The sequence below is a fragment of the Streptomyces sp. ID05-39B genome (genome assembly GCF_033794725.1).
In the GTDB taxonomy this organism is placed as follows: Bacteria; Actinomycetota; Actinomycetes; order Streptomycetales; family Streptomycetaceae; genus Streptomyces; species Streptomyces bobili.
This window is the reverse complement of record NZ_JARGEF010000038.1, coordinates 21247-44882: the sequence shown is the minus strand read 5'-3', so window position 1 is coordinate 44882 and position 23636 is coordinate 21247. Positions and strand designations below refer to the sequence as shown.

Annotated in this window: 22 protein-coding genes; 10 read left to right on the top strand and 12 right to left on the bottom strand. The window is 73.0% G+C overall.

Annotated elements, in window-relative coordinates; translation table 11 throughout:
- The coding region (locus tag P1P75_RS11785) for a glycosyltransferase (RefSeq protein ID WP_319254326.1) at positions 1-826 on the bottom strand (826 nt) is incomplete at its 3' end.
- A 114-nt stretch (positions 827-940) separates the two neighbouring features.
- On the bottom strand, positions 941-1300 hold the full coding sequence (locus tag P1P75_RS11780; RefSeq protein ID WP_319254320.1) for a nuclear transport factor 2 family protein: 360 nt from the start codon (positions 1298-1300) through the stop codon (positions 941-943).
- A 171-nt stretch (positions 1301-1471) separates the two neighbouring features.
- Here P1P75_RS11780 and P1P75_RS11775 point away from each other — a divergent pair, with 171 nt between their 5' ends.
- Complete coding sequence (locus tag P1P75_RS11775) at positions 1472-1771, top strand: hypothetical protein (protein WP_319254318.1); 300 nt, start codon at positions 1472-1474, stop codon at positions 1769-1771.
- A 57-nt stretch (positions 1772-1828) separates the two neighbouring features.
- On the opposite strand, the gene P1P75_RS11770 is transcribed toward P1P75_RS11775, so the two are convergent.
- Entirely contained in the window at positions 1829-3583 is a 1755-nt protein-coding gene (locus P1P75_RS11770) for an ABC transporter ATP-binding protein (protein ID WP_319254316.1), read from the bottom strand.
- 196 nt (positions 3584-3779) lie between these two features.
- Between P1P75_RS11770 and P1P75_RS11765 the strand changes: the two genes are divergently transcribed.
- The 5 genes from P1P75_RS11765 (at position 3780) to P1P75_RS11745 (ending at position 7936) form a co-directional block, all read left to right on the top strand.
- Complete coding sequence (locus tag P1P75_RS11765) at positions 3780-4868, top strand: S-(hydroxymethyl)mycothiol dehydrogenase (RefSeq protein ID WP_319254314.1); 1089 nt, start codon at positions 3780-3782, stop codon at positions 4866-4868.
- The gene (locus P1P75_RS11760) at positions 4868-5497 is read left to right on the top strand and encodes an MBL fold metallo-hydrolase (RefSeq protein WP_319254312.1); all 630 of its coding nucleotides are present in this window, start codon (positions 4868-4870) and stop codon (positions 5495-5497) included. Before P1P75_RS11765 ends, P1P75_RS11760 begins: the two co-directional genes overlap by 1 nt.
- A gap of 143 nt (positions 5498-5640) precedes the next feature.
- Positions 5641-6573 (top strand): SDR family oxidoreductase, encoded by a 933-nt coding sequence (locus P1P75_RS11755; protein WP_319254310.1) that lies wholly within the window; start codon positions 5641-5643, stop codon positions 6571-6573.
- Between the two features lie 374 nt (positions 6574-6947).
- Positions 6948-7643: a L,D-transpeptidase family protein gene (locus P1P75_RS11750; protein WP_319254324.1), complete on the top strand. Its 696-nt coding sequence runs from the start codon at positions 6948-6950 to the stop codon at positions 7641-7643.
- 119 nt (positions 7644-7762) lie between these two features.
- Positions 7763-7936 (top strand): hypothetical protein, encoded by a 174-nt coding sequence (locus tag P1P75_RS11745; RefSeq protein ID WP_086770288.1) that lies wholly within the window; start codon positions 7763-7765, stop codon positions 7934-7936.
- A 116-nt stretch (positions 7937-8052) separates the two neighbouring features.
- Here P1P75_RS11745 and P1P75_RS11740 read toward each other — a convergent pair whose 3' ends face one another.
- Together P1P75_RS11740 and P1P75_RS11735 are read right to left on the bottom strand one after the other, a co-directional pair.
- Positions 8053-9462, bottom strand: coding sequence for a S1 family peptidase (locus P1P75_RS11740; RefSeq protein WP_319254308.1), 1410 nt, complete (start codon positions 9460-9462; stop codon positions 8053-8055).
- Between the two features lie 118 nt (positions 9463-9580).
- Positions 9581-10411 (bottom strand): SAM-dependent methyltransferase, encoded by an 831-nt coding sequence (locus tag P1P75_RS11735; protein ID WP_319254306.1) that lies wholly within the window; start codon positions 10409-10411, stop codon positions 9581-9583.
- 171 nt (positions 10412-10582) lie between these two features.
- On the opposite strand from P1P75_RS11735, the gene P1P75_RS11730 reads away from it, so the two are divergent.
- Positions 10583-11761 carry an aminotransferase class I/II-fold pyridoxal phosphate-dependent enzyme gene (locus P1P75_RS11730; protein WP_319254303.1) on the top strand — a complete coding sequence of 393 codons (1179 nt, stop codon included), beginning with the start codon at positions 10583-10585 and terminating at the stop codon, positions 11759-11761.
- Between the two features lie 30 nt (positions 11762-11791).
- The gene (locus P1P75_RS11725) at positions 11792-12172 is read left to right on the top strand and encodes a PPOX class F420-dependent oxidoreductase (RefSeq protein WP_086770292.1); all 381 of its coding nucleotides are present in this window, start codon (positions 11792-11794) and stop codon (positions 12170-12172) included.
- 91 nt (positions 12173-12263) lie between these two features.
- Here the strand turns inward: P1P75_RS11725 and P1P75_RS11720 are convergent, their stop codons facing one another.
- From P1P75_RS11720 to P1P75_RS11705, 4 genes are all read right to left on the bottom strand, one after another.
- Positions 12264-15038, bottom strand: coding sequence for a hypothetical protein (locus tag P1P75_RS11720; RefSeq protein ID WP_319254300.1), 2775 nt, complete (start codon positions 15036-15038; stop codon positions 12264-12266).
- A 203-nt stretch (positions 15039-15241) separates the two neighbouring features.
- The gene (locus P1P75_RS11715; RefSeq protein WP_319254298.1) at positions 15242-15658 is read right to left on the bottom strand and encodes a zinc ribbon domain-containing protein; all 417 of its coding nucleotides are present in this window, start codon (positions 15656-15658) and stop codon (positions 15242-15244) included.
- A gap of 195 nt (positions 15659-15853) precedes the next feature.
- The gene (locus P1P75_RS11710; protein ID WP_319254296.1) at positions 15854-16597 is read right to left on the bottom strand and encodes a TetR family transcriptional regulator; all 744 of its coding nucleotides are present in this window, start codon (positions 16595-16597) and stop codon (positions 15854-15856) included.
- An 87-nt stretch (positions 16598-16684) separates the two neighbouring features.
- A complete protein-coding gene (locus P1P75_RS11705; protein WP_319254294.1) occupies positions 16685-17533 on the bottom strand; it encodes a bifunctional methylenetetrahydrofolate dehydrogenase/methenyltetrahydrofolate cyclohydrolase in 849 nt (282 codons plus the stop codon).
- Between the two features lie 213 nt (positions 17534-17746).
- Here P1P75_RS11705 and P1P75_RS11700 point away from each other — a divergent pair, with 213 nt between their 5' ends.
- Both P1P75_RS11700 and P1P75_RS11695 read left to right on the top strand, forming a co-directional pair.
- Complete coding sequence (locus tag P1P75_RS11700) at positions 17747-18574, top strand: hypothetical protein (protein ID WP_319254292.1); 828 nt, start codon at positions 17747-17749, stop codon at positions 18572-18574.
- Positions 18575-18665: 91 nt separating this feature from the next.
- Positions 18666-19301, top strand: coding sequence for a peptidoglycan-binding domain-containing protein (locus tag P1P75_RS11695; protein ID WP_319254290.1), 636 nt, complete (start codon positions 18666-18668; stop codon positions 19299-19301).
- Positions 19302-19314: 13 nt separating this feature from the next.
- Here P1P75_RS11695 and P1P75_RS11690 read toward each other — a convergent pair whose 3' ends face one another.
- The 3 genes from P1P75_RS11690 to P1P75_RS11680 all read right to left on the bottom strand — a co-directional run bounded on the left by P1P75_RS11690 (position 19315) and on the right by P1P75_RS11680 (position 23483).
- Positions 19315-21762, bottom strand: a complete 2448-nt coding sequence (locus tag P1P75_RS11690) for a SpoIIE family protein phosphatase (protein ID WP_319254288.1) — start codon at positions 21760-21762, stop codon at positions 19315-19317.
- A gap of 100 nt (positions 21763-21862) precedes the next feature.
- On the bottom strand, positions 21863-22243 hold the full coding sequence (locus P1P75_RS11685) for a hypothetical protein (protein WP_190046534.1): 381 nt from the start codon (positions 22241-22243) through the stop codon (positions 21863-21865).
- Between the two features lie 316 nt (positions 22244-22559).
- On the bottom strand, positions 22560-23483 hold the full coding sequence (locus tag P1P75_RS11680; protein ID WP_319254286.1) for a MurR/RpiR family transcriptional regulator: 924 nt from the start codon (positions 23481-23483) through the stop codon (positions 22560-22562).
- Positions 23484-23636: the final 153 nt, after the last annotated feature.

The window sequence follows — 23636 nt, the reverse complement described above, 5'->3', positions numbered from 1 at the left end:
GGATCACACCCCGCAGCCCCGCCCGCCGCAGGCCGCTCACGATCTCACCGCTGAGCCGCCCCGGATCGGGCACGGTCGCACTGCCCAGGCCGACGAACACCGGCGCCGGCCCCGAGTCGAGGAACTCCCGCACCCCGGCCGGAAGCCGCTGCGCACCGTCGTAGGGCCACCAGTAACCGGTGACGGCGAGGTCCGGCCGCCAGTCGCGGGGCCGGGGCACCAGCCGCGGGCTGAAGCCGTGCAGCACGGGCCCCGCCCGCCGCAGGCCCACCCGACGGCCGGCGGGCAGCCCCAGCCGGGCACGGACCCCCGGCAGGGCCGGGGCGAAGACCTGCTCCACGGCCCACTCCACCCCGTGCCCGGTGAGCCGGTTGGCGACCCCGCCCCAGGAGCCGCCGCCCAGCATCGGCGGCGCGAACTCCCGTGTCGGGGCGACGGGTTGGAGGGCCAGGTCGAGGCTCGGCAGCGACAGCCCCTCGGCGATGACGTGCCCGAGCGGCGCCACCGAGGCGGACAGCAGCAGGACGTCACTGGTGCGGGCGGCGGCCACCAGATCGTCCGTCACCCGCCCCACGACCGCGCGCGCCAGCCGCGCCACCCGCACCAGCTTGCCCACGCCCGTGGAACTGCGGTGCAGCCCTCGCCCCCGCTCCGACTCCAGCTCGGCCCGCGGATCGACCGGCACCGGATGAAAGCCCACCCCCGACCCCACCACGAGCGGCGCGAACCGCTCATGCGTGACCAGCGTGACCTCGTGCCCCGCCCGCACCAGCGCGTGCCCCAGCCCGGTGAACGGGGCCACATCGCCCCGGGACCCGGCCGTCATGATCGCCACTCTCACGACGGCAAGTATGCGACCGCGGGGAACGGGACGGGCCTTTTTCGCGGGATGCGCGACTTTCGCGCGATGTGCGAGCCGAACCCGGTGGCGATCTTCCCTCTACTCGTCCCACGCCTGGATCATCGTCTGCTCGACGATCTTGCCGTCGCGCAGAGTGATCATCGATTCGGACAGGACGCGGACGCCGTCCGCGTATTCGCAGGACTCGCTGAAGGCGGCACGGTCGCCCTGGACGACGCAGTCCTCCAGGTGATGCGTCATGTCGCGGCTGTACACGTCGGCGAGCATCTCGGCGATCCTGTCCCGGCCGTGCAGGACCGTCGGACGGCTGGGCTGGCTGTTGTGGTCCACGACGCGCATCTCCGCGTCGTCCGCGTACAGCGAGAGCAGCGTCTCCGGTGTGTCGCCTTCTACGGCTCTGCGCAGGGTCTCGGTGTCGAAGCCTGTCGCGGTGCCCATGGTGACCTCCTTCGAGGACCGCGGGCCGAGGGGAACGGCCCGGCGGGCCCTCACCCTTAGAGACTCCTCCGCGGGGCCGCGCTCGGCAAGCGCGGACCGCGTGCTGCGCCTGTCGGGTGAGCGGTGCCCCGTACCCGTGTCCGCGGGGTGGTCCGGCGCGTTGCTCCGGGCATGATCTCCACTCGTCGCATCGTCGCCGTCGCCGCTCTCGCCGTCGGGGTCACCGGCCTCGCCGCGCCCCTGGCGAGCGCCGCCGAAGCCCCGGCCGCCGGCAAGCTGAACCCGATCACCGCACTGGACTCGCTCGCCGAGGCGCAGATCCCCGCCGGGCAGCGCGGCGAACTGCCGCCGGTCTCGGGCCGGCTGGGCGAACTGAACCAGGTGAGCCGGCTCCAGCAGCTGAACGAACTGCACCAGGTCACCGACCTCGTCGCCCCCGTCACCGGGCTGCTCCCGGCCATCGAGGCCTGACCCGTTCACCGCTCCCGCGTGGGGGCCGCCCGGACTCCGGGCGGCCCCCACGCGCGTTCAGCCCGCCGTGGCCAGGAACTGGGTCGCCGCCAGCTCGGCGTAGAGCGGGTCGGCCGCCACCAGCTCACGGTGCGTGCCCACCGCACGGACCTGCCCGGCCTCCATGACGACGATCCGCTCGGCCGAGGTGACGGTCGACAACCGGTGCGCGACCACGAGGACGGTCGTCGTCCGCGCCACGTCCGCGACGGTGTCGCGCAGGGCGGCCTCGTTCACCGCGTCCAGCTGGGAGGTCGCCTCGTCCAGGAGCAGCAGCCGCGGGCTGCGCAACAGGGCGCGGGCGATCGCCACCCGCTGGCGCTCCCCGCCGGACAGCTTGGTCCCGCGGTGCCCGACCAGCGTGTCGAGGCCGTCCGGCAGCCCGCCGACCAGCGCGTCGAGACGGGTCGTCTTCAGCACCCGCCGCACGCTGTCCTCGTCGGCCTCCGCGTTCCCCAGCAGCAGGTTGTCGCGCAGGGTCCCCGACAGCACGGGGGCGTCCTGCTCGACATAGCCGATCGCGGACCGCAGCGCGCCCAGCTCCCACTCCGGCAGCGGCCGGCCGTCGAGGGTGATGGCCCCGGCGTCCGGGTCGTAGAACCGCTCGATCAGCGAGAACACCGTGGTCTTGCCGGCGCCGGACGGGCCGACGAACGCGGTCATGCCGCGCGGCGGGACGTCGAACGTCACCCCGTGATGGACGTACGGCAGGTCGTCGGCGTACCGGAAGCGGACGCCGGTGAAGGCCAGCGAGGCCGGCTCGGCCGTCGGCGAGGGCAGCGGCGCGGGGCCGGACGCCGGCTCGGCGGGCAGCAGCAGCGTTTCCTGGATGCGGCTGAGCGCCGCCGAACCGGCCTGGTACTGCACGACCGCGCCGATGACCTGCTGGATCGGCGACATCAGATAGAAGACGTACAGCAGGAACGCCACCAGGGTCGCGATGTCGATCGCGCCCGTGGCGACCCGCGCGCCGCCCACCGCCAGCACCGTGATGAACGCGGTCTGCATCGCCAGCCCGGCCGTGTTGCCCGCCGCCGCCGACCACTTGGCGGCCGACACGCTCTGCCGCCAGGAGTCCTCCGCCGCCGCGTGCAGCGCCTTCTCCTCACGGTCCTCGGCGCCCGCCGCCTTCACCGTGCGCAGCGCGCCCAGCACCCGCTCCAGCGAGGCGCCCATCACCCCGACCGCGTCCTGCGCCCGGCGGCTGGCCCGGTTGATGCGCGGCACGATCACCCCGATGACCGTGCCGGCCACCAGGATCACCGCCAGGGTGACCCCGAGCAGCACCGGGTCCACGACCCCCATCAGCACGACCGTCGCGACGAGGGTGAGCCCGCCGGTGCCCAGCCCGACCAGCGAGTCGGTGGTGACCTCCCGCAGCAGGGTCGTGTCCGAGGTGATGCGGGCCATCAGGTCACCGGGCTCGCTGCGGTCCACCGCCGCGATCCGCAGCCGCAGCAGATACGACGACAGCGCCTTGCGCGCGCCCAGCACCACCGACTCGGCCGTGCGGCGCAGCACGTACGAACCCAGCGCGCCGACCGCCGCGTTGGTGATCACCAGGACCGACAGCAGCACCAACGCGCCGGTGATAGCCCGGTCGTGGGACAGATCGTCGATCAGCCCGCGCGCCACCAGCGGCAGCAACAGCCCGGTCGCCCCGGTGACCAGCGAGAGCAGCGCCCCCGCCAGCAGCGTCCAGCGGTGCGGTCTGACGTATCCGAGCAGCTGCCGCCACGGGGGCTGGACGGCGGCCGTCTCTGCGATGCTCACGAGGCTCCTCGATGGCGGTCGGGTTGAGACCGACCGGCAAATGGGGGGTCTAAGGCGTTCAGGCTACGTCGACGCTCCCGGGGCCCGGCCGGGGACCGCCTCGCGGGCGGTGACCTGGCCCGACGTGCGTCCGCTACCGATCAGTCACGCGTAGGGTCGAAGGCGGACGGTGGCCGCCGACGAAAGGAACAGCACCATGGCGCAGGAAGTGCGCGCAGTGATCGCACCGGGGAAGAACGAACCGGTGCGGGTGGAGACGATTGTCGTGCCGGATCCCGGACCCGGGGAAGCCGTGGTGCAGATCCAGGCCTGCGGGGTGTGCCACACGGACCTGCACTACAAGCAGGGCGGGATCAACGACGACTTCCCCTTCCTGCTCGGCCACGAGGCGGCCGGCGTCGTGGAGTCCGTCGGCGCGGGCGTCACCGACGTGGCCCCCGGCGACTTCGTCATCCTGAACTGGCGGGCCGTGTGCGGCCGGTGCCGGGCCTGTCTGCGCGGACGCCCCTGGTACTGCTTCGACACCCACAACGCGAAGCAGAAGATGACGCTCGCCTCGACCGGGCAGGAGCTGTCCCCGGCCCTCGGGATCGGGGCCTTCGCCGAGAAGACGCTGGTCGCGGCCGGTCAGTGCACCAAGGTCGACCCGTCCGTCTCGGCGGCGGTCGCCGGCCTGCTGGGCTGCGGCGTGATGGCCGGCATCGGCGCGGCGATCAACACGGGCAAGGTCGGCCGCGGCGACACCGTCGCCGTGATCGGCTGCGGCGGGGTCGGCGACGCGGCCATCGCCGGGGCGAACCTGGCCGGCGCGGCGAAGATCATCGCCGTCGACATCGACGACCGCAAGCTCGCCACCGCGCGGACGATGGGCGCCACCCACACGGTCAACTCCAAGGAGACGGACCCGGTCGAGGCGATCCGCGAGCTGACCGGCGGCTTCGGCGCGGACGTCGTCATCGAGGCGGTGGGCCGCCCGGAGACGTACAAGCAGGCCTTCTACGCCCGCGACCTGGCCGGCACGGTCGTGCTGGTCGGGGTGCCCACGCCGGAGATGAAGCTGGAACTGCCGCTGCTGGACGTCTTCGGACGCGGTGGCGCGCTGAAGTCCTCCTGGTACGGCGACTGCCTGCCCTCCCGCGACTTCCCCATGCTCATCGACCTGCATCTGCAAGGCCGTCTGGACCTCGGTGCGTTCGTCTCCGAGACCATCCAGCTCGACGAGGTCGAGAAGGCCTTCGAGCGGATGCACCACGGTGACGTGCTGCGCTCGGTGGTGGTGCTGTGATGGCCGCCCGCATCGAACGCCTCGTCACCTCCGGGCAGTTCAGCCTCGACGGCGGCACCTGGGACGTCGACAACAACGTCTGGATCGTCGGCGACGACCACGAGGCCGTCGTCATCGACGCCGCTCACGACGCCGGAGCCATCCTCGCCGCAGTCGGCGACCGCCGGCTGACGGCCATCGTGTGCACCCACGCCCACAACGACCACATCGGTGCCGCACCCGCCCTCGCCGACGCGACCGGTGCCACCATCTGGCTGCACCCCGACGACCTGCCGTTGTGGAAGATGACCCACCCCGACCGCGACCCCGACGCCCACCTGGCCGACGGCCAGGTCATCGAGGCCGCGGGCGCCGACCTCACCGTGCTGCACACGCCCGGCCACGCGCCCGGCGCGGTCTGCCTGTACGAGCCGGGGCTCGGCGTCCTGTTCACCGGCGACACCCTCTTCCAGGGCGGTCCCGGCGCCACCGGCCGCTCCTACTCCCACTTCCCGACCATCATCGACTCCATCCGCGACCGCCTCCTGACCCTCCCGCCCGAGACGAAGGTCCTCACCGGCCACGGCGACCCGACCACCATCGGCGCGGAGGCCCCCCACCTCCACGAGTGGATCACGCGGGGCCACTGACCGGCGCCGTGCCCGGCGGGCCCCTGGGCCGGCCGGGTGACGCGGCAGGAAAACGTCACCTCGCCGGAAAAGGTGACAGGAGATGTCCGGCTTCCGCGTGATCCTCGACGAAGGCATCGAAGGAACACCACAGGAGGTCGCACATGTCCGGTCCGTCGGCAGGAAACGCCGCGCTGGAAGGCAGGGTCGCCCTGGTCGCCGGGGCGACCCGGGGAGCGGGGCGCGGCATCGCCGTGGAACTGGGTGCGGCCGGCGCGACGGTCTACGTCACAGGCCGCACCACCCGCGCCCGCCGCTCCGAGTACGACCGCCCCGAGACCATCGAGGACACCGCCGACCTGGTCACCGAGGCGGGCGGCCACGGCATCGCCGTCCCCACCGACCACCTCGAACCCGTCCAGGTCCGCGCGCTCGTCGACCGGATCGCCGCCGAGCAGGGCCGGCTCGACGTCCTCGTCAACGACATCTGGGGCGGCGAGAACCTCTTCGCCTGGGACGCCCCCGTCTGGGAGCACGACCTCGACAAGGGCCTGCGGCTGCTGCGCCTCGCCGTCGAGACGCACGCGATCACCAGCCACCACGCCCTGCCGCTCCTGCTGCGCCGGCCGGGCGGCCTGGTCGTCGAGATGACCGACGGCACCGCCGAGTACAACCGAGACACCTACCGGGTGAGCTTCTTCTACGACCTCGCCAAGTCCTCCGTCCTGCGGATGGCCTTCGCCCTCGCCCACGAACTCGGCCCGCGCGGCGCCACCGCCCTCGCGCTCACCCCCGGCTGGCTGCGCTCCGAGATCATGCTCGAACAGTTCGGGGTGCGCGAGGACAACTGGCGCGACGCCCTCGACAAGGTGCCGCACTTCGCCATCTCCGAGACGCCCCGCTATGTCGGCCGTGCCGTCGCCGCCCTCGCCGCCGACCCACAAGTGGCCCGCAGGAACGGGCAGTCGCTGTCCAGCGGCGCTCTCGCCGCCGAGTACGGCTTCACCGACCTCGACGGCAGCCGCCCCGACGCCTGGCGCTACCTCGTGGAGGTCCAGGACGCGGGGAAGCCGGCGGACACGACCGGGTACCGGTGAGCGGTCCACCGGTGCGACGTCCTGACGTCGGCCGACAACGTCGGTAGGTCTTCCGGGTTCCGGCTGGGGGAGGGCCGGCTGCACCTGGCCGGGCATCGTGGTGGCGCCCCCTGGGGCACTGGTGCTGCTCGTTGGTGGTGTCCGCGACCGTGGAGCCTCTGCCGCGGACCGGTCTCGACCCGGCTGGTGCCGATGGACGCAGAACCTCCTGGAGCGCTGCAGGAGGCAGCCCGAGCCGGAAATCCCCCAGCGCCCGAGGGGGAGGATTCACGGTTTCGTCACAGTACTGTTCTGCCCTGCAACCGAAGCCCCCGCCGACGGGTCTAGTGGGTGGAGTCGCCGGAATTCGGGCCAGGGAGAGGGCAGTGGCAGTCATGGGGGAGATACGCAGACGAGGGGCAGTCGCTCTGGGGGTCGCGGGGCTGATCGCGCCGCTGACGCTCGCGCTGGGCGCGGCGCCCGCACAGGCCGCGAGCTGCACCACGCAGGCCGGGCCGTATCAGAAGCAGGTCGAGAAGTTCCTCGGCAGGCCGGTCGACGGCAGGCAGTCGTCGACCGACTGCAAGGCCGTCCAGGCCTTCCAGAACAAGCACGGCATCAGGCCGAACATCGGCTACGCGGGACCCGTCACCTGGGGTGTGATGGATCTCATGAACAAGCAGAAGGCGGTGGGCAGGACGCCCAACAAGGCGGGCAAGTGCCCGACCAACAAGGGCCGCATCGCCTGCGTCAACCTCACGCTCCAGATCAGCTGGATCCAGGACGGCAGCCGCCTGGTCTACGGGCCGGTCCCGGTCCGCACCGGACGCAACGGCTACGAGACCCGCACCGGCCTGAAGAAGGTCTACTGGCGCAACATCGACCACGTGTCGAGCATCTACAACGTGCCGATGCCGTACAGCCAGTTCTTCGACGGCGGCCAGGCCTTCCACTCGGTGGGCGTCAGCATGTGGAACCCGCCCGGCTCGCACGGCTGCGTCAACATGACGAGGACCGCGGCGAAGACCTACTGGTCGATGCTGAAGACCGGCGACGACGTCTTCGTGTACGGCCGCAAGCCGGGCACCTGACAGCGAGCGGGACGGTCGCACACGGGCAGACGGACGTGATCAGTGACACGTCCGTTTTGTCCGTTTAATTCGTGTATTACTCACGGTGCCTTCACCTCGGGCCCCGTAAGATTCACACCATGTCCACCACTGTTGAACCCCTCTCCGAGCGATCGGCCGCAGAGGTCAACGAGGAGATCAGGGCCCTGTGGCTCCGGTCGGGCGGGACACTGACGGGCGAGCAGCGCGAGGAGTACCGGCGGCTCGTCCTGGAGTGGGCCGCCGTGGCCCCGCAATCGGTCGAGGCGGCCTGACAGCCCTCCGGCCGCGGGGCCTTCCGCCTCGCACCTCCCCACCCGCTACACCGTCCGGGCACCCCGCGTGGGTGCCCTTCTCGTTGTCCGGCCACGCCGCCGTGTCCGACGTCACCTCACCCCCAGTTCGCCGAGTAGTGCCGCTGGTACGCCTTGCGGTCCTGCTCCGCCCGGATGTACCGGGTGGCCACCAGCGCCACCAGACTGCCCGCGATCACCAGCAGGCCGGGGCCGATGTTGCGCGGATCGGTGAGCCGCGCCGCCAGTGACACGGCCGCCGTGCCGCCCGTCACCGGCGTGGTCGAGCCCGGCGTGACCGAACCCGGGGCCACCGCGGCCTGTGTCGGCGACGAGGACGGCTGGGGGGAGCCCTCGGACGGCGCCGGCGGGGCACCGTTGCGTGCGGCGCCGGCGCCGTCCGAGGGCGCCGCCACGACGAGCTGCACCCCGAGCTGAGCCAGCGCCTTCGTCACCGGCTGGAAGAACGTCGTACCGCCCGTCGTGCAGTCGCCGCTGCCGCCCGAGGTGACGCCGAGCGCGACGCCCTCCGAGAACATCGGGCCGCCGCTGTCGCCGGACTCGGCGCACACGTTCGTCTCGATCAGGCCCGAGACGGTGCCCTCCGGGTAGTTGACCGTGGCGTCGAGGCCGGTCACCTCGCCGTCGCGCAGGCCGGTGGTGCTGCCGCTGCGGAACACCCGCTGCCCCACGGCCGCGTCGCCCACCCCCGTGATCCGCACCCCGTTCCCGTCGCCGATCGCCACGATGTCCGCCCCCGCGCCGGCCTTCCCTCCGGCGTACTGCACGAGCGAGAAGTCCGAGCCGGGGAACGTCGAGTTGACGGTCTGGCCCACCTGCTGGGCGCCCTGGTTGTCGGCGAACCAGTTGGACCCGGCCGGGCCGCAGTGCCCGGCGGTGAGGATGAAGTCGTTGGACCCGTTGGTCACGTTGAACCCCGCCGAACAGCGCCCGCCGGTCGACAGGATGGGCTGGGCGCCGTTGAGCCGGGTGGTGAAGGTGCCTTCGGTGCGCTCCATGCGGACGAAACTGCCGATGCCCGACGCCACGTCCGTCATCCGCCCCCAGTCGGAGGCGGACACCGTGCGGTCGCCGCGCACCACGACCTGGTTGGACTTGTAGTCCATCACCCAGGCCGTTCCGGCCACCCGGGGTGCCGAACGCAGGGCCTGCGCGGCCGACTTCAGCTCGTTCATGCTGTGCCCGACGACCTTCGCCTCGGCGCCCGCCGCACGGACCGCCGCGGCCGAGTTCTCGTCGGTGACCGCGACGACCGGACGGCCCTCGGAGTCGACCCAGGCGCCCGCCGTGCGGGCCGTGCCGAGCCGCTTCACCAGGTCCGCGCCGGTGCTCGCGACGGACTGCGCCGCACCCCCCGCCGCGGTGCCGGTGGCGGGTGTCTCGCTCGCCATGGCGGCCTGCGTCACCATCACGCCTCCGAGGAGGAGCCCGCCGACGGCCGCCAGCCGTGTCGCTCGCCGGACGGTCCGTCGTCGTACGTGCCTCATGCATGGCTCCCGAAACAGCGAACGCGCGGTCCCAACACCGCGGGGTTCTCCCGTCGTTGAGAACCCTCACTCCCTTACGTGCCGGGACCCGGCCGCGTTCAGGCCGGAAACGATCACCTCAGAGTTTGCGGGCCACCCCGCCGAACATGGCGACCTCCTCCGGCTCCGAGGCGTCGGCGCCCTCCGGACGCCAGCGCGAGCAGGACAGCACACCCGGCTCCAGCAGCTCCAGGCCGTCGAAGAACCGGGCCACGTCCTCGGGCGTGCGCTGGGTGAGCTTCGGCGTGCCGTGCTCGTTCCAGAACTTCACGGCCTCGTCCACGTCCGGCATCGACGGGCTGGTGATGGTGTGCGACAGCACCAGATGGCTGCCCGCCGGCAGCCTGTCGACCAGCCGGCGCACCAGCGAGTACGGGTCCTCGTCGTCGCCGACGAAGATGACCACGCCGAGCAGGATCAGCGCCACCGGCTTGCTGAAGTCCAGTGTCTTCGCGGCGTGCTCGAGGATCGCGTCGACGTTGCGCAGGTCCTCGTCGAGATAGTCGGTACGGCCCTCGGGCGAGCTGGTGAGCAGGGCGCGCGCGTGCGCCAGGACCAGCGGGTCGTTGTCGACGTAGACGATCCGCGCCTCGGGGGCGGCGGCCTGGGCGACCTCGTGGGTGTTGTCCGCGGTGGGCAGACCGGTGCCGATGTCGAGGAACTGCCGTATCCCGACGTCGTGGACCAGGTGACGCACGGCGCGGCCCAGGAAGAGACGGTCGGCGCGGGCGTACTCGCCGATGCCCGGGTGCAGCTGGCGGATCTGGTCGCCGGCCGCACGGTCGACCTCGTAGTTGTCCTTGCCGCCCAGCCAGTAGTTCCAGATGCGGGCGGTGTGCGGCTGGCTGGTGTTGATGCGGTCGCGCAGTGACTGCGCCGCCTCGTCCACGGCCGGGGGGTTCTCGGTCACGGAGGTGCTCCTGGGATGCCTGGTGCGTGCGATATTTCGGGTCAAGGAGCAATGTAGACCGATGAGTTGATCTCCGTGCGCGGTCCCCCGCATTCGGCCGCACCCCGTGACGCCGGCCGCTGTCCCGTGCACGTCGCCCCAGCTCCTGCCCCGGCCGCCTATCTTGTGCCCATGACCAGGATCCCGCACGAATCGTCCGGTGAACCGAATCCGCTGCGCGCCCTCGGCCTCGACCGGCTCCGGCGCCGTACGAGCATGAAGTGGCGCACCTATCCCGACGACGTCCTGCCGCTGTGGGTGGCCGAGATGGACGTCCCCCTCGCCGAGCCCGTCGTCCGGGCGGTCGGTGACGCGCTCGCCCTGGGCGACACCGGCTATCCCGCCGGCAGCGGCTATGCGGAGGCGCTGGCCGCGTTCGCCGCCAAACGGTGGGGGTGGCACGCTCTCGCGGTCGAGCGGACGGCGATCGTGCCCGACGTGATGCTGGGCGTCGTCGAGATGCTCAAGCTCGTGACCGGGCCCGGCGACCCGGTCGTGGTCAACCCGCCGGTGTACCCGCCGTTCTTCCAGTTCGTCGAGCACATGGACCGGCGGATCGCCGAGGCGCCGCTCGGCGCGGACGGGCGGCTCGACCTCGATGTGCTGGAGACGGCCTACCGGCGGGCCGTCGCGGGCGGCGGGCGCGCCGCGCACCTGCTGTGCAGCCCGCACAACCCGACCGGCACGGTCCACACCGCCGCGGAACTCGCCGCCGTGGCCGCCCTCGCCGACCGGTACGGCGTCCGTGTGGTCGCCGACGAGATCCACGCCCCGCTCACGGCCGGCGGGGTCGACTTCGTGCCGTATCTCAGCGTGCCCGGCGCGGACAGCGGCCTGTCGCTGATGTCGGCGTCGAAGGCGTGGAACCTGGCCGGGCTCAAGGCCGCCCTCGCCGTCGCGGGCCCCGCGGCCGAAGCCGACCTGGCCGCGCTGCCGGAGGAGGTCGGCCACGGTCCGAGCCACGTCGGGGTCATCGCCCACACCGCCGCCCTGCGCGAGGGCACCGCCTGGCTGGACGCGCTGCTCGGCGGCCTCGACGAAAACCGGCGCCTGCTCGCCGCACTCCTCGCCGACCACCTGCCCGGCGTCGTGCTCCGGCCCGCCGAGGGCACGTATCTGGCCTGGCTGGACTGCCGGGCGCTGGACCTCGGCGACGATCCGGCCCAAGTCTTCCTGGAGCGGGGCCGGGTCGCCCTCAGTCCCGGCCCCGATTTCGGCACGGGCGGCTCCGGGCACGTACGGCTGAACCTCGCGACCTCGCCCGAGATTCTCGCGGAGGGGGTGCGGCGGATGGCGTCGGCCCTGTGCTGACCGCGCGCCGGGGTGCCTAGACTGCCGGGCATGGACGACAAGGCGCTCGACCGGCTCGGAGCGGGCAAGTACCTGCTGATCACCAGCTATCGGAAGAACGGGACCGGGGTCGCCACCCCCGTGTGGGTGGTGCGCGACGGGGACGCGCTCGGGGCGTGGTCGGCCGCCGACTCCTGGAAGGTGAAGCGGATCCGGGCCCGCGGCGACGTCATGGTCGGGCCCTGCGACGTCCGCGGCAACCCCACCGGTGAGCAGATCCCGGCGACCGCCGAGATCTGCGACGCGCAGACCACCGCCCGCTACCGCACGATGATCGCCCGTAAATACGGTGTCGTCGGCCGCCTGACGCTGCTCGGCAGCAGGCTCCGCCGGGGCCTGGAGGGCACGGTCGGGATCCGCGTGACCCTGTGAACCGGAGCGAGAAGACGAGGGGGCGGGGACCGGATGGTCCCCGCCCCCTCTCACCGCGCCCGTGCGGTTGACGACGCCGGGCGCCGGGACGCTATGACGCGTCCGTCACCGTTCCCGTCAGGACGGGGTGGCCGGGCAGCGGCCGGGCCTCCTCGTCGGTGAGGGCCAGGCGTACCGACTCGGCCGGCTCCGTCACCTGGTCCCCGACCGTCACCACGGTGAAGTCGGCGGTGGTGGTCCCGGCGGGGATGTTCATCCACGCCCACATGTTCGCCTCGGACAGCGGGCGTTGCGGGTCGGGTTCCGCACCGGCGTGGTCCAGGAGCCACTGCGGGTCGACGTCCTTGGTGGACAGCTCGGCGCCCTCGCTGACCGGCACGACCAGCACCGGTTGCCAGAACACCACGTCGGCGGGCTCGGACAGGGAGATCCGCCAGGTCAGCGTCCCGCCCTCGGTGACCCGGTCGGTGACCGGGGTGACGGACACCTCGGGCGCGGGGTCGTCGTTCCGCGCGGTGACACCGCCCCGGTAGGAGCCGACGACGGCGCCGTGCACGGCCTTGGCGAGGACGTCGTGCTGCTTGTCGTAGCCGAAGCGGGTGTCGCCCTTCACCTCGACCGGCACATCGACCGGGGTCGCGCCGGGCCGCACCGTGACCAGTTTGTCCACGGTCTCGCCGGTGTCCGGGTCCAGGACGGAGAAGCGGACCTGGCCGCTGCCGTGCCCGGAGACCCGCACCGGGACGTGGTAGGTCAGGGTTCCGGAGTCGCCCTCCTCGACCGTGAGGCGGCCGATGTCGACGCGCGGCAGAGCGGCCGGAGCCACCGCCGGGGTGCCGGGTGCCCAGCCCCAGGCGTCCATCAGCCAGGCCTGCCCGGACCCCGAACGCGGGGTCAGCTCGAGGGAGGTGACGTGCCTGAGGTCGAGTCCGGCGCGGGTGGCGGCGGTCAGCGGGACGCGTATTTCGCGGGCCCAGTAGGAGGCGGTGCGCTCGCTGCCGGGCAGGCCGTCGACCGTGACACGGCCGAGCCGGGCGCGGTGGCCGGCCGAGTCGGTGACGAAGACGTCGAGTTGGGTGCCGGTCGTGTTCGGCGGCACGATCACGCGCAGCGCCAGGCTCTTCGCGCCGGTGAGGGAGAGCGGCGCGGCGGGGCGGACGCGGGTCGCGGTGCCCGGTTCGGTCCAGTTCAGCGCGACCGCGCCGCGGCCGGCCTCCTTGTCGGTCTGCCACCACGCGAAGTGGGGTGACGAGCCCTTGGTGTCAGGGGGCAGACATGCCTGCGCGGGGTCGGGGTCGATCGCCGCGCACAGCCTGCCGCCGGTCACCGTCACTCCGCCGTCGGGCAGGAACCCGGCCGTGCGGCGGGCTCCGACGGCGTGGGTCAGCACCCGGGCCGGGTCCGCGGACGGGGCGCGCCGCCCCGAGCCGTCGAGGAGCGGGCGCACCCGGTCGTCACCGGCGACGAACAGGCGGGCCGCGGCGGCGATGTAGGTGGCGCCGGCCTGGTGCTGCCCCTCGGCGGTCAGCCGGGTCGGGGTGCCCGCGGAGCACACCGGGTCGGGCTGCTCCTCGTCGTCCCAGAAGTCGTCGGAGGAGGGTGCCTCGGACAGGCCGGGCGTCCACTCGGAGTTGAAGTAGTTGTGGTTGGCGCCGACCACGTACACGGCACTGTGCAGGGCGCTGCCACGGCTGATGCCGCGGGTGCCGTCGACGTAGACCTCGCCCTGGAGGTCGGAGACGTCGCCGTCGCAGCCCGGCAGGATCGTCGCGGACGGTACGTCGGCCACGGGATTCTGGCCGAAGATCGTCGGTCCGATGAGGACGGTGCCGCGGATCTTCCAGCGCACCGGACCGCGGTAGCCGTCCTCGGCGGCCGGCGGCGGGTACAGGCTGTCCATCGCGGCGCGGTTGACGCCCTCGCCGCCGCGCGAGTGCCCGACGAGCAGGACGCGGGACAGGTCGGCCCTCGGGGCTTCGCGTACGGCGGCGGGGGCGCTACCGGGCTGGGCGGCCCAGCCGGCCCACTTCGCGAGGTGCTGCCGCACGAGCGAGGAACGGGCCTGCGCGCCGCCGTCCTCGGCCTCCCAGTCCTGGCCGTTGATGCCGTTGGCGGAGATCGACACCGTCACATAGCCCTGAGAGGCGAGGAGTTGCTGGTCCTTGAGGTAGCCCCGGTGGCTCGGTATCGCCTTCAGGCCGGCCGGGCAGGGCCAGTCGCCGGTGACGTCGTCAGCGCCGGGTTTGTAGCAGGTGCTGTGCCGGCCGTGCAGGAAGAGCGCGAGAGGGCGCTTGCCCGAGGCGCCCCGGGGTGCGACGACCACGGCCTCCATCTCGACCGGCTGGGCGAAACCTGGCAGCTTGACCGGGTCGAGGCCGTACTCGCCGGTGACCGTGCGGTACGCGCCCGGCCGGCCGGGGTCGACGGAGTTGGCCGGGAGGGCGGCCGGGGGCTCGGCGGCGGACAGCGCGCCGCGCCGTTCACGCCCGGTGTCGCCTGCGGGCGCGTCCAGCCGGCGTCCGCCCGCCAGGACCTGGAGGTCCTTCAGGGGCGCGTCACCGACGGTGTCGAGGGACAGCCGGAAGGTACGGCCGTCGTTCTCCGCCTTCGGGACGCCGAGCGCCCTGTCGCCGGCGCGGAACTCCACGCGGGCGTCGCCCATGGGCACGTGCCGGGGCGAGCGCCACACCAGTTCGCGCGCGTGGTCCTCCCCGCCGATCTGCCAGCCGGGCGGCAGGGCACTGCCCAAGGAGGTGGTCGACGGTCTTGTCTCGGACGGTTGCTGGGCTTGTGCCAGTCCCGGTGTTCCCGCCAGGGCCGCGAGCGCGGCCACGGCGGTGACACCTATTCGCCGGGCACGGATCAAGGGTCCACTCCTCAACGTTCGGAGCGCGGGAGCCCCGTCCGTATCCGGAGCCCCTCGCGTCACGAAGGAAGCGAAAAGGGACCTGTGGGTTGCCTTCGGAGACGGATCCGTGCCGGATCCTGCCCACCCGGGACAAGAATCCGGACACCGTCAACTGCCCTTGCCGTACGTGGACTTGTCCTGGCCGCAGAGCAGCCGTCGGGTCAGTGCCAGGCCCGGTACGGCTCGTCGACCATCTGGAAGACCGGCTCGCCCCGCACCGGGTCCTTGGCCGTGGACAGCCGGACCCGGTCACCGCTGTGGATGCCGATGAGCGGGCCCATCACCCGGCCGCGCACCACGAAGCCCTCGGCCATCTCGACCAGGGACACATTGCGCGCGGAGGGGGTGTTGCGGTGCACGACCGTGGTGTGGCGGACGGTGCCGGTGCCCTGGCTGCGCTCTGTGCGCAGGTCGCTGCCCTGGCAGACCGGACACAGCAGCCGGTGGTACATGGCGGTGCCGCACCAGGTGCAGCGTTGGAAGAGGATCGCGTCGGTGTCCGTGGTGGCCCGCCGGTCGAGGAGACCCGCCGAGGAGCCTGCCGCCTGCTGAACCGCGCTTCCTGAGTGGTGGTACACGCTGGTCAACTCCCTGCACTCCGGCCGGAATCCCTCGTGCGCGGCTCACCCGGGCACGGGTGTGCGCGGTTCGCCGTGCCACCGTGCACGCCCACAGGGTATGGCACTCAGTGCCACCAGTAAAGGCACTGCGTACCCCAAAACTGGGGGAGCGGGGGCTGGGGTGGGGCGGAAAAGCCGGGTGAACTCGGCCGCTCACCAGCGCCCGAGGGTCGTCTCGATCTCCTGCACGACCCGCCACAGCGGCGCTCCCCGCCGCGACACGACGACCACCACGTCGTCCGCGTGCTCCGGGTCCGCGGGGTGCCCGGGGTGTTCCCCGGAGGCGGTGGTGGCGGGCGGGGTGCCGAACGCGGACCGTACGTACCCGAGCGCGTGGTCCACCGTGGTGCTCGCGTCGCTCCCGCCGTCCGAACGCAGCCACGAGCGCAGCGCGTTGTTGTGTGCGGCGACCACGGCGGCCGCGATCACGTCGGCCCGCAGGGTTCCGTCGGGCCGGCCGGCGAAGCGGCCCCGGAGGTACTCGGCGAGAGCGCGCTCGTAACGCCACACCACCGACAGTTCGTAGGCGCGCAGTCCGGGCACCTGCTTGGTGAGGCGGTAGCGCTGCACGGAGAAGGAGGGGTTCTCGGCGTACATGCGCAGGACGAGGCGGGCCGCGTCGCACACCCGGGGCACCGGCTCGTGTCCCTCGTCGCCGGCGGCCAGGAACGCGGTCATGTCGGCCAGGCAGCGCTCGTGGTCGGGGAAGACCACGTCCTCCTTGGAAGGGAAGTAGCGGAAGAAGGACCGCCGTCCCACCCCGGCGAGCGCCACGATGTCGTCGACCGTGGTCTGCTCGTAGCCGCGCTCGAGGAACAGCCGGAAGGCCGCCGCGACCAGGGCGTCCCGCATGGGCGGTTTGGTGCCGGCCGCCTCGGCGCTGTCACTGGAGCTCATGCCAGGGAACGTAACACCGACCGGGCGGCGACGGCACTCAGTTCCCTCCTCCGGGGAACTGAGTGCAGCCGCCCGTGGGGTGTGCCCTCAGAAACGCTCGGCCGCCTCGACCACATTGGTCAGCAGCATCGCCCGGGTCATCGGACCCACCCCGCCGACCGGCGGCGCGAACGACCCCGCGACACCGCTCACGTCCGGGTGGACGTCCCCGAGGATCCCCTCGACGGTGCGCGTGAGGCCGACGGACAGCACGGTCGCGCCCGGCTTGATCCAGTCCGGCATGACCATGTGCGCGACACCGGCCGCCGCCACGACCACGTCCGCCACGCGCGCGTGCGCGGCGACGTCCTGCGTGGCCTCGTGGCACAGGGTCACGGTGGCGTGCTCGGAGCTGCGCGTCAGCATCAGGCCCAGCGGCCGGCCCACCGTGACACCGCAGCCGATGACGCAGAACTGCTGGCCGGTGATGGCCACGTGGTTGCGGCGCAGCAGGTCGATGATGCCGCGCGGGGTGCAGGGCAGCGGCGCCGGTATGCCCAGCACGAGGCGGCCCAGGTTCGCCGGGTGCAGACCGTCGGCGTCCTTGACCGGGTCGATCAGCTCCAGCACGGCGTGCGTGTCGATGTGCGCGGGCAGCGGGAGCTGCACGATGAACCCCGTGCACGCCGGGTCGGCGTTCAGGCGGAGCACGGCCGCCTCGACATCGGCCTGCGAGGCCGTGGCGGGCAGCTCGACGCGGATCGACGCGATGCCGACCTGGGCGCAGTCGCGGTGCTTGCCGCCTACGTAGGAGCGGCTGCCGGGGTCGTCGCCGACGAGGATCGTGCCGAGCCCCGGCGTGACGCCGTGCTCCTTCAACGCCTGCACGCGCAGGGCGAGTTCGCTCTTGATGTCGGCCGCGGCGGCCTTGCCGTCCAGGAGTGTTGCGGTGGTCACGGGAGTCGCGAGCCCTTCGGGAGTACAGAACACGTACAAGAGACGACGGGGAGAGACGACGCTGTCCCGGACCGGTCGGACGATCCGATACCCGACCCTGTCATCGTACGTCCCGCCCGCCCCACGCCCGCCGCGCCCGGAGCGCCCACGTACGCTGCCCTCCACGCGACCGCGACCGCCATCACGCCGCTCCGCACCGCCGAGGAGTCCCGCATGTCCGCCGCCCGTCCCCGCCTCCTCTATGTCACCGACCTGGCCTACGAGGCCCGCGGGCGCCGCTACGGCGACGAGGACGTCTTCCTCACCTCCCGGCTGCGCGTCCACTTCGACCTCGCCCTGTGCCACCCGCTGGACGCGGTCGCGCTGATGGACGCCTTCGACGCCGTCGTCGTCCGCAACAGCGGTCCCGTCCTCGGCTACAGCGAGGAGTACGAGGCCTTCCGCGAGCGGGCGCTGAGCGCCGGCACCCGCGTCTACAACCCGCTCACGGGCCGCGCCGACATGGCGGGCAAGCAGTACCTCCTCGACCTCAGCGCGGCCGGCTTCCCGGTCATCCCCACCGTCGACCGCCCCGAGGACCTGCACCTGCTGCCCGCGGCCGACCGCTATGTCGTCAAGCCCAGGCAGGGCGCCGACTCCATCGGCCTGCGGATCGTCACCCGCGACGCCCTGCCCGCCCTGGCCGACGGCGCCACCCTGATCCAGCCGTGCGTCGACTTCGTCCACGAGATCTCCTTCTACTTCGTCGACGACGACTTCCGGTACGCCCTCTACGCCCCGGACCCCGACCGCCGCTGGCAGCTGGAGCCGTACGAGGCCACCGCGCGGGACCTGGAGTTCGCCCGACGTTTCGTCGAGTGGAACGGCCTCGCGCACGGCATCCAGCGCGTGGACGCCTGCCGCGCCCCGGACGGCGAGCTGCTGCTGGTCGAGCTGGAGGACCTCAACCCCTACCTGTCCCTGGACCTCGTGGACGACAGGACGCGGGACGGCTTCGTCACCGCGATGGCCCGGTCGCTGCACCGCTTCCTCGCGGACTGAACCGCGCCGCCCCCGCGCCCGTATCTCTCCCGAGGGATCCAAGGACCCAGGGACCGACGGATCCCGGTACCGAGGGAGAGGGGAGAGCAGCGTGCCGACAGCGGACGAGCCCGCAAAGCCGCACGAACGCCCGGTGCTGGAACCCATCCGGGTCCTCCGGCCGCGCAACACCGACGCCCTCGCGGCGCTGTTCCGCGAGCTGACCGAGCTCACCGGGGACCCGGAGAACGCCGAGGGCTACGAGAGCGTCCCCCTGCCGAGGCCCGAAGCGCGGACGCGGGAACTCCCGCCTGTCCCGCCGATTCCACCGGTCCCGCCGGTGAGACGGCCCGGCGGGAGCGGTATCCGCCGTGGTGCCGTCGCCGCGGGCACTGTGCTCGCGGCGGCGCTCGTCGGCTTCGGCTGCGCCCTCCTGCTGCCGGACGGCGACCGGAAGAGCGCCGACCGGACCCTCCCGGCCGCCCCGCCCACCGCCGCCGCGCCCCAGGCCGGACCCGACGGCTCCGGCACGCTGCGCGAGGGCGCCGCCGGCCCCGAGGTCACCGACCTCCAGCAGCGCCTGCGGCGCATCCCGAACGTCTACGACGACGGCGCCACCGACGGCCGCTACGACCCGGCCCTCACCGAGGCCGTGGCACGCTTCCAGCTCTGGTACGGCATCCGCGGCGACGAGAACGGCGTCTACGGCGACGACACCCGCCGCGACCTGGAGTCCCGCACCGGCTGACGGGACCGCGGGTTCACCGTGCCGCCGGTCCGTCCTGGCTCTGTCCGGTCTGTCTCTGTCGGTCCTCGCTCCGCTCGTCCTCGCTCTGTTCGCCTTCCGCGGGCACCCGGATGTCCAGCACGCACACGTCGTCCCGCCGCTCCGGCTCCAGCAGCGCACCGAGCAGCCCGTCCAGCGAGGCGGAGCCGCCCGCGTCCGGCACCGCGGCGGCGCGGGCGAGCCGGTCCAGGCCGCGGTCGATGCTCTCCGAGGGCCGCTCGACCAGGCCGTCGGTGTACAGCACCAGCCGGTCGCCGGGCGCGAGGCGGCACTCCGCCTCCTCGTAGCGCGCGCCGTCGCCGGCGCCGAGCAGTATCCCGAAGGGCCGGTCGAGGTAGCGGGCCTTCCCGTCGCGCAGCAGCAGGGGTGGCGGATGGCCCGCCTGCGCCCACACCAGCCGCCGTTCGCGCGGGTTGTAGCGGGCCAGGACCATGGTCGCCGTGCCGTGCGGGTCGCGGGAGTGCAGCAGCAGGGCGTTGAGCCGGCCGAGGGCCCCGGTCAGTGAGGAGCCGGTGATGACCATGCCCTTGGCGGTGAACCGCAGCAGGGCCATCGCGGCGACGGCGTCGACGCCGTGCCCGGCCACGTCGCCGACCACGAACAGGGCGTCGCCGTCGGGCAGTTCGATGGCGCTGAACCAGTCGCCGCCGACGTTGAGCCCGGACTGGGCGGGCAGGTAGGCGATGTCGACCCGCAGCCCGGCCAGCCGCACGGGCTGCTTGGGCAGCGGGAGCAGCGCGTCCTGGAGTCTGGCTGCGACCGTGCGCTCGGCCTGGAGCACCCCGTGCTGGGTGAGGACGGCCCGTTCACTGACGACGAGGGCGAGTTCGGCACTGCGCTGCGCGGTCACGTCCTGGACGAAGCCGTGCACCTCCACCGGGGTGCCCCGGTCGTCCGGCACGGCCTCGGCGACCGCCCGCAGATGCCGGATCCCGTCGCGGGCGGCGATCCGGAACGGCACGTCGCAGGGCCGGCCCTGCCGCGTCAGGCCGGCGACGGCGCGGGCCAGCGCGGGCTCGTCCTCGGGCAGCGCCAGGCCCGGCAGCCCCTCCAGAGGCACGGCACCCCGCGCGGGGTCGCGGTCGAAGATGGCGAAGACCTGGGAGGACCAGTTCACCTCGCCGCTGACCAGGTGCCAGTTGGCCCAGCCCAGGTTGCCCAGCCGCTGCACGTCCGCGAGGCGCTGCTCCTGCCGGTCCGAGGGGTCGTGCCGGTTCCAGTTGACGACCAGTCCGTCGCCCAGCCGTGCCACCCGCGTCGAGTAGGTGGCCAGTTCGGCGACCCCGGCCACTATGTCCTGACGGGCGAACGGTTCACTCTCGTAGGGCTGTCCGGAGTCGAGCGTGCTCAGGCAGCCCTGCCACAGGGGTTCCTCGGCCGTCACCGGCCAGCACTCCAGGAAGCGCAGTCCCACCAGTTCGCGGCCGATGCGGCCGACGGCGTCGGAGGCGTCCGTGGTGGCGGCGTCGACGCGGAAGTCCTCGACGTCCCCGGACGGGCCGCGCAGCGGGGTGAGCAGGACCGCGGCTCCCGGCAGCCGTTCGAACACCGTCCGTACCGCCTCGGTCGGCGCGCCGACCGCGCGGTCCTGCCGGATGCCGAACATACGCAGCGGGCCCGCGCACAACCGGGCCGCGGCCAGCAGGTGCCGGCGGACCTCGGGACTGAACGGTCCCTCGCGGCGCCGGAGTACGCCGATGACGACGTCGGCCGGCCTGCCGGTGGTCACCGGCAACCAGGCGCGGGTCCGCCACCGGTGGTCCCCGATCAGCACGTGGTGCCGCCGGTCCTCCTGGAGGTCCTCCAGCCAGCGCGCCTCGCCGGCGTCGAGGGCGGCCAGCGCGGCGAGCCCGGTCAGCGGTGGCACCCGGCTCCACTGCTGGACGAGCAGGTCGTCGACGCCCGCGTGCCCGATGAGTTCGAGTCCGCCGGCGGGCTGCCGCGCGAAGATCAGGACGGCGTCGGCCCCGGTGTCCGGCGGGAGGTGGTCGAGCAGGCAGCGGGCGAGGTCCCGCGGTCCGCCGGCCCGGACCAGCGCCCGCCCGAACCGGGCGAGTGCCGCGCCGTCGGGTTCCGCCGGGAGCGGGGCGGACCGCAGCGGGTCGTCGGTGACCTCGGCGGCCGGGGGCGGCTGCGCGACCGTGTGCTCCTGGGGGCCGAGGTCTGCGAGGGTGATCCAGCACTCCTCCAGGAGCGTGCGCCGTCCGTCCTCGGCCCGCCGCTGGAGCTCCTCGTGGGCGGCATCGGAGGAGCAGCCGGTGCGGGCCATGACGGCGCCCTTGGCACGCTCCAGGACCACCGAGGCGGCGGCCGACTCGTGGAGCCGGTCGAGCTCGGCACGCTGGCGGGCGACGACCTTGGTCAGGGCTGCCAGGTCGGGTACGGCACCGGGCTCCGGGGGCCGGGGGGCTTCGCTCGTCACGCCTTGAGCATGGCACACCGGCCGGGGTCCGGGCACGGTCTTGTGTCATGGCTCCGGCCAGTGGCGATGGCTGCCGCGGCGGTCGGGCCCAGGGTGCGGTTCAGCGCCCCGGGCCGCCCTCCACGAGCGCCTCGGAGACCGTGCGGACGCTGCGGGCGATGTGCTGGAGCTGCAGCACCTCGGCGGCGTACATCTTGATCGTGTGCTCGATGACGGACTCGGGCAGGCCGAGGCGGGGCAGGTCGGCGCGAGCGGTCTGCAGGGCGGTGCGGGCCACCCGGATCTCGTGCTGGACCTGGATCTGCGCATGGCGGGCGAGCAGCACCGGGTGGCGCAGCAGCGCGGGGTAGCTCGCGTAGCGCGCGGGCACCAGTTCGCGCAGCCACTTGGCAGCGGACCGCTCCCAGTCGTAGCTGCCGGGGGTCTTGACCTGGCACGGCCAGTCCGGGCTGATGCGCGTCGTCGTCAGGGGCATGATCATCGCTTCCGGGTGTGTGGCGTCGTGACGGGTGGTCCGACGGTTCTGGGCGGCCCCGATCCAGGGGATGACCGGGGCCGCCGCGGGCGCTCGCTCCGGGCGAGGCCCCGAGCACCCTCGGCGCCGACGCGGGTAGGGGACGGCGGCTTCGGGGGCCCGTTCTGGTGCCCTTGGCGGGCGGGTGCGACCGTGAGCAGTATTTATATATGCCGTCTTCTTTGCAAGACGTATGAAAACATTCATGCGCGATTTGTTCGCAATGATCCCTGTGTGATCTACCGGGGCGGGGGGTGCGCGGTGGCCGGCGGCCCGCGGCGGGTCATTCAGGCAGGAAGAACTGGTGCTGCTCGGCGATCTGCTCGTACTCCTCCAGCCGCGCCTGGGTGCGTTCGGGACCCGCGTCCGTCATCGCCTGGAGCAGTGCCGCGGCCATCACCCCGGGCGCCGCGTAGGAGTCGAAGACCAGCCGGGAGCCGGTCCCGGTGGCGAACGTGACGTCGGCCTCGTCGGCCAGTGTCCCCAGCGCCAGGTCGGTGACCAGCGCGACCTTGAGACCGGCGCGGCGCGCGACCCGTACCGCGGTGAGCGTCTCCTGCGCGTGCCGGGGCATCGAGAAGGCCAGCACCCAGGTCCCGCCCGCCTCACGGGACTGCAGGAGAGCGTCGTAGGCGACGCTGCCGCCCCGCGTCACCAGCCGTACGTCCGGGTGGATACGGCGGGCCGCGTAGGCGAAGTACTCCGCCAGCGAGACCGAGATGCGCAGGCCCAGGACGGTCAGCGGCGTGGAGGCCGACAGCCGCCGGCCGACGTCGATGACCTGGTCGGGGTCGGCGAAGTCGCGGCGCAGGTTCTCCAGGTTCTCGATCTCCGCGTCGACCGCTGCCTGGAGTTCGTTGCTCCCGTTCTCCTCGGCCGCCGCCGGGCCGCCCGCGAGCGTGCCGAGCGCGATCGACTGGAGCTTCTCGCGCAGCGCCGGATACCCGCTGAACCCGACCGCCGCCGCGAACCGGGTCACCGAGGGCTGGCTGACCCCGACCCGGTCGGCGAGGTCGGTGATCGACAGGAACGCCGCCTCGGTGATGTGCTCGATCAGGTACTGGGCGATGCGCCGCTGTCCCGGCGACAGATGAGGCCCGTCGAAGAGCGCCCTGAGCCGGGAGGTCGCGGACACCTCCGCCTCCGGATCCGTCTTGCCCGAGGTGATCGTGGTCGCCTGTGCGCGTGCCTGCTGAGGCGATGGCACCGGTCCTCCTCCGTGTTCTCCCACGAAGCTCAACATAGCTCACGGACCGTGCCCGGCCGGGTGCGCGAGCGGGCGGGCTCCTGCCTGGTGAGCGGGGGGAGGGGTGCGCGCCGGGGCGGTCCGCCGACGGGCCCGTGCCCGCCGGCGGACCGC

Coding starts and splice junctions, on each gene's coding strand:
- P1P75_RS11730 (WP_319254303.1), top strand. CDS start 10,583: ATGACCAGGATCCCGCACGAATCGTCCGGTGAACCGAATCCGCTGCGC.
- P1P75_RS11685 (WP_190046534.1), bottom strand. CDS start 22,243: ATGATCATGCCCCTGACGACGACGCGCATCAGCCCGGACTGGCCGTGC.
- P1P75_RS11700 (WP_319254292.1), top strand. CDS start 17,747: ATGTCCGCCGCCCGTCCCCGCCTCCTCTATGTCACCGACCTGGCCTAC.
- P1P75_RS11775 (WP_319254318.1), top strand. CDS start 1,472: ATGATCTCCACTCGTCGCATCGTCGCCGTCGCCGCTCTCGCCGTCGGG.
- P1P75_RS11745 (WP_086770288.1), top strand. CDS start 7,763: ATGTCCACCACTGTTGAACCCCTCTCCGAGCGATCGGCCGCAGAGGTC.
- P1P75_RS11740 (WP_319254308.1), bottom strand. CDS start 9,462: ATGAGGCACGTACGACGACGGACCGTCCGGCGAGCGACACGGCTGGCG.
- P1P75_RS11710 (WP_319254296.1), bottom strand. CDS start 16,597: ATGAGCTCCAGTGACAGCGCCGAGGCGGCCGGCACCAAACCGCCCATG.
- P1P75_RS11750 (WP_319254324.1), top strand. CDS start 6,948: ATGGGGGAGATACGCAGACGAGGGGCAGTCGCTCTGGGGGTCGCGGGG.
- P1P75_RS11755 (WP_319254310.1), top strand. CDS start 5,641: ATGTCCGGTCCGTCGGCAGGAAACGCCGCGCTGGAAGGCAGGGTCGCC.
- P1P75_RS11780 (WP_319254320.1), bottom strand. CDS start 1,300: ATGGGCACCGCGACAGGCTTCGACACCGAGACCCTGCGCAGAGCCGTA.
- P1P75_RS11725 (WP_086770292.1), top strand. CDS start 11,792: ATGGACGACAAGGCGCTCGACCGGCTCGGAGCGGGCAAGTACCTGCTG.
- P1P75_RS11760 (WP_319254312.1), top strand. CDS start 4,868: ATGGCCGCCCGCATCGAACGCCTCGTCACCTCCGGGCAGTTCAGCCTC.
- P1P75_RS11765 (WP_319254314.1), top strand. CDS start 3,780: ATGGCGCAGGAAGTGCGCGCAGTGATCGCACCGGGGAAGAACGAACCG.